Genomic DNA, 11551 nt, shown 5'->3' with positions numbered 1-11551 from the left:
TGAGGTGCATGAAAAAAGCCAACAGCTGACGCTGTTGGCTTAGTAGAAATACTGTCAACGTATTTTAGGACGAGACAGCCTAACATGTTTCTCCAAAACTGTGATTAAGGTGGAATAATTTTCAAAAACACTCATAATGCACTCTGTTTTTCACCAGTTGGATATTTCCATTGAGCACTTCAAAATTCTCTTCAATCGCCCTTAAACCAGAGCTTCTAAATACGTTAGATTCTCTTGGTTATACTGAAATGACGCCGATCCAAGCGTTAAGTCTTCCTACTATCCTAAATGGCAAGGACGTTATCGGTCAGGGTAAAACGGGTTCAGGTAAAACAGCTGCTTTCGGTTTAGGCGTGCTGCAGAACCTACGCGTAAAGCGTTTCCGTGTTCAGTCTTTAGTGTTATGTCCGACTCGTGAGCTTGCAGACCAAGTAGCAAAAGAGATTCGTACTCTTGCTCGTGGTATTCACAACATTAAAGTGCTGACACTATGTGGCGGTATGCCAATGGGCCCACAGATTGGTTCACTAGAGCATGGCGCACACATTCTTGTGGGCACACCAGGTCGTATCCTTGACCACCTAGAGAAAGGCCGTATTGATCTGTCTGAGCTGAACACTCTTGTGTTAGATGAAGCTGACCGCATGCTAGAAATGGGTTTCCAAGACGCTTTGGATGCGGTGATTGAAGCGGCGCCAAAAGAACGCCAAACTCTGCTATTCAGTGCTACTTTCCCTAAACAGATCAAATCTGTTGCAGACCGCATCATGCGCAATCCAGAAATGGTGAAGGTTGAATCAACACACGATCACTCAAGCATCCAACAACACTTCTACAAGTTAGAAGGTTCTGAAGCTCGTGATGACGCTCTAGAGTTGCTGTTACTTCATCACCAACCAGAATCTGCGGTTGTGTTCTGTAACACTAAGAAAGAAGTGCAGAACGTAAACGATGAGCTAAGCCACCGCGGTTTCAGTGTTATCGAACTTCATGGCGACATGGAACAGCGTGAACGTGACCAAGCTTTGGTTCAGTTCTCAAACAAAACCATCTCGATTCTAGTGGCGACAGACGTTGCGGCTCGTGGTCTTGATGTTGATAACCTAGATGCTGTATTCAACTTTGAATTGTCTCGCGACCCTGAAGTTCACGTTCACCGCATTGGTCGTACTGGCCGTGCAGGAAGCAAAGGCGTAGCGATCAGCTTCTTTAGCGAAAAAGAGATGTACCGTGTTGCTCAAATTGATGAGTACATGGATATGCCAATCGAGCCATCTGAACTGCCAGCAAAACCAATCGCTAAGCCGTACTACTCAAACATGGTTACCATCCAAATTGATGGCGGTAAGAAAGCTAAGCTTCGTGCTGGTGATATTCTTGGCGCACTGACGGGCCAAGGCGGCATTGATGGTAAATCAGTAGGTAAGATCAATCTGTTTGCAATGCGTGCTTACGTAGCGGTAGAAAGATCTGTGGCTAAGAAAGCACTGAACAAAATCGAATCAGGTAAAATGAAGGGTCGTCAATTCCGCGCCCGAATCCTGAAGTAATTCGAGACTGAATCCCTTTGCTGCGATATGTCTAATTAACGACATTGCTAATTAATGGCATTGCAGTAAAGGGTGTTCCACAAAATGCCACTCAAGTTTCTTATCTTAGGTTTATCGACCTAGTCCTCTATACCAAAGCATTATTCATCGGGTCTTATCGAATAAAGATCGTTGATATGCTTTCCTTCGCTAAGATACCAAGTCATCGCTTCTTGTCGATTGTGAACCAATATCGTGATTGTGGTTATTGAACCATCGTCAAAATAACAAAGCTCATATTCTAAGTCGCTTGGATGATCAGGAATAGCGGCCATAGCTTCCCTCCCAAATATCAATCATTTGAAATACGTCAACCCAACTCATTTATAGGGTTCGTATCACGTCAAATGAGTAATAAAATCAAGTTGCATCACTGCCATTAATTATTTTTAGTTTAATCATTTGCCTAAATAGCTAGATTAGCAAGTTTGGCTCTCAATTTATCTCAAAGTTTTTACGATCACTGTTTATTAAGGCTACTTTTATAAGAGCTGGAATTAGCGTTATAAGAACTGGGCTAACTTTAAAGAGATGAGTTAATCGGTTTGTGGCTTTGTTGAATGTCGTGAGAGGGTAGAATGAGAAAGTGCCGGTGGTTAGTTTTAGTGATCTGTTTTCTATTTACTGGGTGCGGGACCAAGTTCGCCTATAACAATATAGGTTGGTTTGTTGTTAGCTATATAGAAGATTTTGTCTCCCTCTCAAATAGTCAAGAGTCCGAGCTTGAAGAGCGATTAGATATATTACAGAAATGGCATAAAGAAACTCAGCTACCTCTGTATATTTCGCAATTAGAAGCGATTCAAAACGTAGAACGGTCGGATATGAATCCCGCTTTTATTGTTGGCCAAAGTGAAGAAACGAAAGAGCATATTCGCACAATCGTCAATAAGTTCGCACCCGATGTTTACGCCTTGAGTATGCAGCTTAGCCCTAAGCAAGACAGGGAGTTTTTAAAGAACTTTCGTGAAAAGCAGCAAGGCTATTATGAAGAAAGGTTGTCGTTGAATGATGCCGATTCGAGAGAGCGATACCGAACTAGAATTGAAGAGCGTGCAGAACGGTGGTTAGGTTCAGTATCGAAAGAACAAAAACAGATTATTCTGGCTTGGTCTCAAGAGTGGGTAAATACCAATAGCAGTTGGCGACAATATCAAAACAACATCTATGAAGAGCTAACGACGCTGATGGCAAAGAAGAGCGACCTACATATTGCTCAGCCAATTATTATGAAGTTGCTTTTAAACAATGAAGCTTATTATCCTGCTGAACTTGAGTCGCAGCTTAACCAAAATATGGAAACATCTGCCAAGTTTTTAGTAGATATGGCCGCGACCAGCAGTAACAAGCAGTGGATGTATTTTATGAATGAGTTAGAAAGCCTCAAAGGAACGTTGGAGTCATTGCAAGAGTGAGGCGTCCCTTTTAAAGGCTAGCGGTTATTGTCGAGCTAGCCTTTCATCAAACTTTAAGGTGAATTTCGGAACCTAACCCCTGTTACTCATCAGTAGTTTTGGAATCGAACCTTTGGCTGTCTTCGATATTTTCTGCATTAATTGGAAGCTCGGTTGTTGAATACCGTGGTCACTCTGCAGCTCATCGATCATTAACAGCCACAACCTTGCTGTCATTTCAGAATCGGCTAATGCTCTGTGGAAAGTGCCGTCGTTATCTATGCGCTTGAATCGAATTAGGTCGCCCAACTTATGGGTCGGAGCATCTTGGATTAGCCGACGAGCAATCAACATCGAGCATGCAAACTGTCCGTTGTAATCACGTCCAATATCGTCTAATTCTGCGTCGAGAAAGCGTTTATCAAACGATGCATTATGCGCCACAAGCTGACTGTCTTGAATAAAGTCTGCAAACTCATCCATCACTTCACTGCAACTGGCCGCGGTGCTCAGCATTCGGTTAGTAATGCCGGTGTAGCTTTCAATGAATCCACTCACACGAAACCCTGGATTCATGAGTTGTTGGAAGGTGTCGACGACTTCGCCGTTAACGAGTTTAACTGCACCGATCTCAATCGCTCGATCGCCCATATTGGGTGATAAGCCTGTGGTTTCGAAATCGAGAACGATAACGGAATCTGCGGAGTTTGAAGCCATCGTGTTTCCTAATTGCTGTTTGGTAGTATCGCTTTATATGGGGCGTTTGGTGTTGCTATGGGTAAATCAGTTATTTGCTAGTGCCGATAACAAGCTCAGTGTACCCCGTTGAATCATCATGCTCTCTGTTGAAGGTCAAAGCATCGTAGCGGTGAACGATCAGTTCAGCCGTGGTTGCGATAATCGTCCCTTCAAGCAAATGCCCACCAATCACATTGCCATTTTCATCAGCAACGGATATATGAACATGCTGGTGGTTTGGGGTTAGCGTCGCCATAAGAGACACAATTTCGAACGGAGCTTGGACGAGCTTGGTGTTGTTCGCATTAGCTAAACGAATATTGAGTTGAGAGACACAACCGACACAAGACGCGATAGAGCCTGCCGAGATGTTGTGTGTGGTCACTAACCTTTGGATCTCAAGCTTTAGGTCTTGCCCGCGGGTTAATCTCGTTGCGATAGGAGTGATCATCTTATTGCCTCAACGTTATATGTATTTCAAAGAACAAAACGAAGCCACATAGGGCTTCGTTTTATTTTCATTTTGGCTAACGCGACTTTTCTTTTGGTTAATGCAACTTTGCATTTTCTGTCGCTGAAATTACTTAGTCTTGTTGCTGTTCTCTTTTCTTCTTAGGAACGAAGTTCAATACTGAGATTGGCACTTCTTTGCGTGGTTCGAAACCTTCAACAACGCGACGTTCAATCAAGTGACCCAGACGCTTTTCAATAATGCACAGGTTTTTGAAGTTATCTTTCGATAGGAAAGAGATCGCTTCGCCAGATGCATCAGCACGGCCTGTACGACCAATACGGTGAACATAGTCGTCCGCTGGGAATGGGATGTCGTAGTTGACTACGCGGCTTAGATTATCGATATCGATACCACGAGCAGCAACACCCGTTGCAACTAGATATTTTAGACGACCTTTCTTAAAGTCAGCCAGAATCTTTTCACGAATCGCTTGGCTACGTCCACTGTGGAAAGCTTCCGCTTGGATGCCACGTTTTTCAAGTTGGGCAACTAGCTTAGCCGCGCCGTGTTTGGTCTCGATAAAGATAAGCGCTTGGTCCCATTCACCGTCAGTGATCATGTGACTTAATAGCGCAGATTTTCGGTCTTTATCGACGGTTACCAACCATTGCTCAATGTTCGCTTTAGAAGCGTCAGTTTTGGCAATTGAAATCTCTTCCGCTTCACTGATTGCGCTTTTCGCTAGCGCACGAACTGGCGTTGATAGCGTTGCCGAGAACAACAGGTTTTGAATGTTTTGTGGCAAACGCGCGATGATCTTGTTGATGTCTTCGATGAAACCCATGTCTAGCATGCGGTCGGCCTCATCAAGAACCAGTACTTCAACTTCATCAAAGTGAACGGCACGTTGTCCGTACATATCGATCAAGCGACCTGGAGTTGCCACAAGAATATCGACACCTTCGATCAAGCGGTCTTTCTGGTGTTGGTAAGATACGCCACCGTACATCGCTAGTGATGTTAGGTTTAGGAATTTCGCGTACTTAGTAATGTTCTGTTCAACCTGAATCGCAAGCTCACGAGTTGGTGTCAGAATAACAGCGCGAATACGTTTTTTACGTTGTGTTTCACCTTTACTTAGCATTTCTAAGATAGGGAGAACAAAGCTCGCAGTTTTACCTGTACCTGTTTGTGCAGCAGCAATTAGGTTCTTACCAGAAAGCACAATCGGAATTGCTTTTTCTTGAATAGAGGTTGGCTTTTCATAGCCTTGTTTTGCAACGGCTTTAACAATAGGTGAGCTTAATCCAAGCTTGGAAAATGGCATAAGTTTCTCGGTATGATTTGGCTAAATAGCGATGGAAAGGTTCAACAATCTTATACAAGGATAAGATTAATGGCGGCATTCTACCATGTTGCTTGTGTACCGCTAGTAACATAGACACTTTAGTTGGATAATACTGGTTCAATAAGACGACGATAAGACAGGGATGTATGGAAATTACGCCGAATGAACGCGATGCAGTATATAAAACGATTTTTTCTCGCCGAGATGTTCGTGGTCAGTTTCTTCCTGATGAGATCCCAGAAGACGTTTTGATGCGTGTGTTAACCGCAGCGCACCATGCTCCCAGTGTCGGTTTTATGCAACCTTGGGACTTTGTCGTCGTCCGTGATATCGAAACCAAGCAACAGATCAAAGCCGGTTTTAATCAAGCTCATGCCGAATCAGCGGAAATGTTCACCGATGAAAAGCAGGCGATGTATAAGCGATTAAAGCTTGAAGGAATTGTTGAATCGCCTATCGGAATCTGTGTGACTTGCGATCGCAACCGAACCGGAAAAGTTGTGCTTGGTAGAACAATCAAGCAAGAGATGGATCTTTACAGCACCGTGTGTGCGGTTCAAAACTTGTGGCTCGCAGCAAGAGCCGAAAACCTTGGGTTAGGTTGGGTGAGCATTCTCCATGATTCTGTCTTGCGAGACGCACTCGATATCCCAGAAAACATCGATATTGTGGCGTACCTGTGTATTGGTTACGTTGATCACTTCAAAGATAAACCCGAACTTGAAACCATGGGTTGGCTACCAAGAAGAGATGTCAATTCAGCGATTCATGAAGGTAAGTGGAACTCAGAGCAAATCAAGTCAAACGAAGAGTAATTGCATCTACCGGCATTAATCTCGATGGTTAGTACGAGATCTAAAAAGGGCTCATTGAGCCCTTTTTGATATTTGCTAGCTGTTATCTGGTTATCTGATTTAGATATACAAACCGAGAGCTTAAGCGATCTCAATCTTCTCAGCTTGGTTCTGCTCTACCATTGATAGTGCTAGCGCTTCTGCAGCCTTAATGCCGTCGATACCAGCAGACAGGATACCGCCTGCGTAGCCTGCACCTTCACCTGCAGGGAAGAAGCCCTTAAGGTTGATACTTTGGAAGTCTTTGCCACGTTTGATGCATACAGGAGAAGACGTACGAGTTTCAACACCGGTTAGTAGGCCGTCTGGCGTAGAGAAACCTTTGATCTTCTTCTCGAACGCTGGGATTGCTTCACGAATCGCTTCGATAGCGAAATCAGGCAGCGCTTTTGAAATATCAGTCAGGTGGATACCCGGCGTGAACGACGGTTGTACTTCGCCGATTGCACTTGGGTCGCGACCTTTCAAGAAGTCACCGATTTTCTGAGCTGGTGCATCGTAGTTTTCACCACCAAGAACATAAGCGCCGCTTTCTAGTTCACGCTGTAAACGAATACCAGCCAATGCATCACCTGGGTAATCACGTTCTGGGTCGATACCTACAACGATTGCGCTGTTTGCGTTACGCTCTGCACGAGAGTATTGGCTCATGCCGTTCGTTACTACGCGGCCTTCTTCAGACGTTGCCGCTACTACAGTACCGCCTGGGCACATACAGAAGCTGTATACAGTGCGGCCATTCTTACAGTGGTGAACCAGTTTGTAGTCCGCAGCACCTAGGATTGGGTTGCCTGCGTTCTTACCGAAACGAGCTTCATCGATCATTGATTGCTTGTGTTCGATACGGAAACCAACAGAGAAAGGCTTCGCTTCCATGTAAACGCCACGATCGTACAGCATTTCAAACGTGTCACGAGCACTGTGGCCAACAGCCAATACCACGTGACGAGATTTGATTTCTTCACCGTTAGAAAGCGTTAGGCCTGTGATTTGGCCATCTTCCATATGAACGTCATCAACACGAGTGCTGAAACGGATTTCGCCGCCGAGTTCAATGATAGAAGCGCGCATCTTTTCAATCATGGTAACCAGTTTAAAGGTACCGATGTGTGGCTTACTTACGTATAGAATTTCTTCTGGTGCACCCGCTGCAACGAACTCTTCAATTACTTTACGGCCGTAGTGTTTTGGATCTTTAACTTGGCTGTATAGCTTACCGTCCGAGAATGTACCTGCGCCGCCTTCACCAAACTGCACGTTTGATTCAGTGTTCAGCGTACGCTTACGCCAGAAACCAAAGGTATCTTTCGTACGCTCACGAACTTCTTTACCACGCTCAACGATGATTGGGTTGAAACCCATTTGAGCAAGCACTAGGCCAGCGAATAGACCACATGGGCCAAAACCGATAACCACAGGGCGCTCAGTTTGGTTCTCAACCGCTTTAGCAACAAACTTGTACTCCATATCAGGAGTCACTTTTACGTGCGGGTCGCTAATGAATTGTTCTAACAACTCAGCTTCGTTTTCAACGAGAACGTCAAGCGTGTAGATAAGTAAGATCTTTGATTTCTTACGAGCATCGTAGCCACGTTTAAAGATATTAAAAGAGAGTACCTGATCAGAGTTAATACCAAGTTTCGCTTCAATAGCGTCTTGAATCGCAGACTCTTCATGGTCTAGTGGGAGTTTAATTTCGGTTAAACGTATCATTTCGATGTCTCGTTTTTTATAGGTGTCTTAGCTAGATCGTTTCTTAATACAGAGTTTGATGAAAACGCTGATGCTCAAAGAAGCGATAAGCTCACAATGGCGCGCATTTTACGAGAAATTGATTTATCTGTCATACTAATTTGGAAACATGGAGCAAATAGACACGATATTAGAGCCGTATGATGTTGAATTTTGCTTTGGGATGAGTATTATCCCCATTCTTCAATTTTGACTAACTTATAGAGCAGAGCATCATGGCATTTGTCGTAGGCGATAATTGTATTCAATGTAAATACACAGACTGTGTGGCAGTGTGCCCCGCAGATGCGTTCCATGAAGGCCCAAATTTCATGGTAATCAACCCAATCGAATGTATTGATTGTGGCTTGTGTGTACCTGAATGTGATGCTCAAGCGATCTTCCAAGAAGATGAGCTGCCAGAAGATCAAAAGATCTTTATCGAAGTGAACGCAGAGCTTGCTGAGATTTGGCCTGTGCAAACGGAAGTAAAAGCACCAATGGATGACGCTGAAAAGTGGAATGGTGTCGCTGATAAATTGGCAATGTTAGAAAAGTAATTGTTGAAAAGAACTCAAATAAAAAGGCGTACTGATTTAATCAATACGCCTTTTTTAATATCTGAACACTGTCGATTGGCTAGTTAGCTTAGAGGTCTAGCTGTGCTGACGACGCATGTTGTCGAGGATGATACCTGTCGCCATCGCCACATTTAATGACTCTGCGCCACCGAATGCTGGAATCGTAATCTTATCCGTCACGTATTTAGCCGCGTGTTCACGGATGCCGTGAGATTCGCTGCCCATCAACAAAATGCCGTTAGCAGTAAACTCAGTCTTATGAACACTTTCGCCTTCTAAGAAAGCACCGTAAACAGGCAGGTTCGCTTGTTCTAAGTAAGCTGGTAAGTCAGTTTGACTTACGTGTACTCGGCCAAAGCTGCCCATAGTCGCGCTGATGGTTTTAGGGTTGTATGGGTCTGCGCAATCACTGCTCGCAACGATATGCTTGATGCCATACCAGTCTGCTACGCGAATAATCGTACCTAGGTTGCCAGGGTCTGAAACGCTATCAAGCGCAATCATCAAGCCTGTCGCTTCTGGTAATTCAACCTTTGGAATCTCAACCACAGCAATTGCGGCATTGTTACTTACCAAAGTACTTGCCTTGGTTAGATCGTCTAGCGAGGCTTCAACACAATCAAACTCAATCAGTGATGCGTGATTTTCAGATAAGAAATCAGCAGTAGCGAAGACGTTCTTTACGACTAAGTCACTATTGAACAGTTCAAGAACGTTCTTTTCACCTTGAACTAGAAACAGGCCGTGGGCTTTACGTTGTTTCTTTTGGCCCAAAGCACGAAGGAGTTTTAATTGGTTTTTTGAAATCATGTTTTTATCCTAGATATAAGCCCGCGCATTATAGAGCAAAGGTTGGATAACCAAAAGCGTGATGACTCAATGCGATCCACATAAAAACGAAAAGCGCACTAAATAGCGCGCTCTTATGGGGATTGACTTACCTAAGTCTCGCTGAACTGACAGCTTAATACGGAGCAGGATAGCGCTTAAAGACGGTATTGATATCGGTAAGGATCTCTTTTGATAACGGTTTACTGAAAGCGGCTACGTTCTCTTTTAGCTGCTCCATAGTGGTTGCACCAATGATGGTGGACGTCACTCCATCAACTTGATTACACCAAGCCAATGCCAGTTGGCTCGGAGTAAATCCATGAGCATTCGCCACTTCAACATAGCCTTTAACCGCTTCATTGGCAGATTCAGTGTCACGGAAAATACCTTTGCGTTGCATGTAAGTCCAGCGGCTACCTTCCGGCCTTGCACCATCAATGTATTTACCACTTAGCATACCGGCAGCCAAAGGTGACCATGGCAGATAAGCGACATCTTCATGTACACAGTTCTCAATCAGATATGGCCAGTCTTTTGCGTGCAGCAAGCTAAATTCATTCTGGATCGAAACCATACGTGGCAAATCGTGTTTTTCGCTCAGCTTGAGGTAAGTGTTGATGCCCCAAGTGGAATCATCTGAAAGCCCGACATGGCGAATTTTACCCAACTTAATACAGCTTGCTAATGCTTGTAGGATTTCCAACATTTCAGCTTCATGCTGCTTTCGGTCAATATCACTGAATCGAATGTGATTCGGGAAATGCTTGCCAAAGTGAGGCGTTGTGCGATTTGGCCAATGAAGTTGGTAAAGGTCGATATAGTCTGTTTGTAGGCGCTTTAATGATGCGTCAACGGCTGCGATCACGGCTTCACCGGTTATAGGACCACCATCTCGAACCCAAGGAAGTCCAGGGCCAGCAATTTTGCTTGCGATGATCAACTCTTGGCGACGCTGTGGGTTACGCGATAACCAGTTACCAATGATTGCTTCTGTTTTGCCGTAGGTATCTGGAGAAGGTGGAACTGCGTACATCTCTGCAGTATCGATAAAGTTAATACCTTGGCTTAATGCGTACTCAATCTGTTGGTCGGCTTGCTGTTGCGTATTTTGTAGCCCCCAAGTCATGCTGCCAAGACAGATACGGGAAACGGGAATTTGACTACTTCCTAGCTTTGAATATTCCATTGAATTCGGGGTTCCTGTGGTTAGGTTCTCTGGTACTCGCATTATAGTTTTGAAAAGAGGGCGAGTGAGGAATGAAAACGAATATGAATTATTAGCACAAAATGACACGACAAGGTATGGCATCGGGGAGTTTAGTGAGTCGTTTCTCGGCGTCGTAAGCTAACGTGTGCAATGTGTGAAAATACATTCGGGAGAAATTATGAGCCGAACGGTGAGCGAGAAGTGAAGAACAACAAGCAATGAACGAAGGATTAATCGTCAACTTTTTTGGGGCTGGGGGATGAAAATACATCAAGAATAAAAAAGCTCTACAGGATAGAGCGTAGAGCTTTTTTATAGGGGTCTTAATAGTGCTAGGTATTCATTGAGTTACGAGGTCGCGTTTGTATCGAACCCACCCTGGGTCTGCGCCTGTCTTAGAGCTTCCTGCCTTTGAACTTCTTTCTCAGTTAATACTGGTTGAAGTGTTTCCTCAGAGGCTTGAGGAGAGAAAATGAAATATTTATTAATCGTCATAACTATGTCTCCGTGTAACGTATGACTGATTCTGCATCAAGGATAAACTGTGATCATCATCCACTTTGTACTTTTTTTGGGCTGAGAGCGAAGGGCGTAGAATGCGTACAAAGCGATCGCTTATCATCCGTATGCAATATTGGAACTGACGAAACCCTCTGTTTTCAAGTATAGGAAGCCTCTCTAATTTCACACAATAATGATTTAGAGCAAATACATAGATGGTCAGGGGCGTAAGATGAAAAACCTCGCTACTGACCCTGCGTAGGTATTTTTCTAATAACAAATTACTTATCAACGCGCTCTAACTATTAAGTCAGTAAATCAAT

The 11551-nt window shown here is 44.1% G+C and carries 12 protein-coding genes; 4 read left to right on the top strand and 8 right to left on the bottom strand.

Features of this window, described 5'->3' with window-relative positions; genetic code table 11:
• The first annotated feature begins 170 nt into the window (after nt 1-170).
• On the top strand, nt 171-1550 hold the full coding sequence (gene dbpA, locus MSG36_RS11290) for an ATP-dependent RNA helicase DbpA (RefSeq protein WP_017064348.1): 1380 nt from the start codon (nt 171-173) through the stop codon (nt 1548-1550).
• Nucleotides 1551-1690: 140 nt separating this feature from the next.
• Here the strand turns inward: dbpA and MSG36_RS11285 are convergent, their stop codons facing one another.
• Nucleotides 1691-1864: a hypothetical protein gene (locus MSG36_RS11285; RefSeq protein ID WP_017064349.1), complete on the bottom strand. Its 174-nt coding sequence runs from the start codon at nt 1862-1864 to the stop codon at nt 1691-1693.
• Between the two features lie 303 nt (nt 1865-2167).
• Here MSG36_RS11285 and MSG36_RS11280 point away from each other — a divergent pair, with 303 nt between their 5' ends.
• Nucleotides 2168-3004: a DUF6279 family lipoprotein gene (locus tag MSG36_RS11280; RefSeq protein ID WP_248367835.1), complete on the top strand. Its 837-nt coding sequence runs from the start codon at nt 2168-2170 to the stop codon at nt 3002-3004.
• Nucleotides 3005-3076: 72 nt separating this feature from the next.
• Here the strand turns inward: MSG36_RS11280 and MSG36_RS11275 are convergent, their stop codons facing one another.
• The 3 genes from MSG36_RS11275 to MSG36_RS11265 form a co-directional block, all read right to left on the bottom strand.
• Nucleotides 3077-3700 (bottom strand): 3'-5' exonuclease, encoded by a 624-nt coding sequence (locus tag MSG36_RS11275; protein ID WP_248367831.1) that lies wholly within the window; start codon nt 3698-3700, stop codon nt 3077-3079.
• 70 nt (nt 3701-3770) lie between these two features.
• Nucleotides 3771-4172, bottom strand: coding sequence for a DUF296 domain-containing protein (locus tag MSG36_RS11270; RefSeq protein WP_050643270.1), 402 nt, complete (start codon nt 4170-4172; stop codon nt 3771-3773).
• Nucleotides 4173-4305: 133 nt separating this feature from the next.
• Nucleotides 4306-5502 carry a DEAD/DEAH box helicase gene (locus MSG36_RS11265; protein WP_010431064.1) on the bottom strand — a complete coding sequence of 399 codons (1197 nt, stop codon included), beginning with the start codon at nt 5500-5502 and terminating at the stop codon, nt 4306-4308.
• 167 nt (nt 5503-5669) lie between these two features.
• Here MSG36_RS11265 and bluB point away from each other — a divergent pair, with 167 nt between their 5' ends.
• Nucleotides 5670-6338 carry a 5,6-dimethylbenzimidazole synthase gene (gene bluB, locus MSG36_RS11260; protein WP_248367828.1) on the top strand — a complete coding sequence of 223 codons (669 nt, stop codon included), beginning with the start codon at nt 5670-5672 and terminating at the stop codon, nt 6336-6338.
• Between the two features lie 120 nt (nt 6339-6458).
• Here the strand turns inward: bluB and MSG36_RS11255 are convergent, their stop codons facing one another.
• A complete protein-coding gene (locus MSG36_RS11255) occupies nt 6459-8090 on the bottom strand; it encodes an NAD(P)/FAD-dependent oxidoreductase (protein WP_048606003.1) in 1632 nt (543 codons plus the stop codon).
• A 254-nt stretch (nt 8091-8344) separates the two neighbouring features.
• Between MSG36_RS11255 and fdxA the strand changes: the two genes are divergently transcribed.
• Nucleotides 8345-8668, top strand: coding sequence for a ferredoxin FdxA (fdxA, locus tag MSG36_RS11250; RefSeq protein WP_010431058.1), 324 nt, complete (start codon nt 8345-8347; stop codon nt 8666-8668).
• A gap of 96 nt (nt 8669-8764) precedes the next feature.
• Here fdxA and MSG36_RS11245 read toward each other — a convergent pair whose 3' ends face one another.
• The 3 genes from MSG36_RS11245 to MSG36_RS11235 form a co-directional block, all read right to left on the bottom strand.
• Nucleotides 8765-9499, bottom strand: a complete 735-nt coding sequence (locus tag MSG36_RS11245) for an RNA methyltransferase (protein ID WP_248367825.1) — start codon at nt 9497-9499, stop codon at nt 8765-8767.
• 154 nt (nt 9500-9653) lie between these two features.
• A complete protein-coding gene (locus MSG36_RS11240; protein WP_061016536.1) occupies nt 9654-10706 on the bottom strand; it encodes an aldo/keto reductase in 1053 nt (350 codons plus the stop codon).
• A gap of 369 nt (nt 10707-11075) precedes the next feature.
• Nucleotides 11076-11222, bottom strand: coding sequence for a hypothetical protein (locus tag MSG36_RS11235; RefSeq protein WP_179946887.1), 147 nt, complete (start codon nt 11220-11222; stop codon nt 11076-11078).
• Between the last annotated feature and the right edge of the window lie 329 nt (nt 11223-11551).

This window comes from Vibrio sp. 1CM8B (assembly GCF_023161685.1).
Lineage (GTDB): Bacteria > Pseudomonadota > Gammaproteobacteria > Enterobacterales > Vibrionaceae > Vibrio > Vibrio coralliirubri.
The sequence above is the reverse complement of the archived record's forward strand: the minus strand, read 5'-3'. Positions and strand labels throughout refer to the sequence as shown.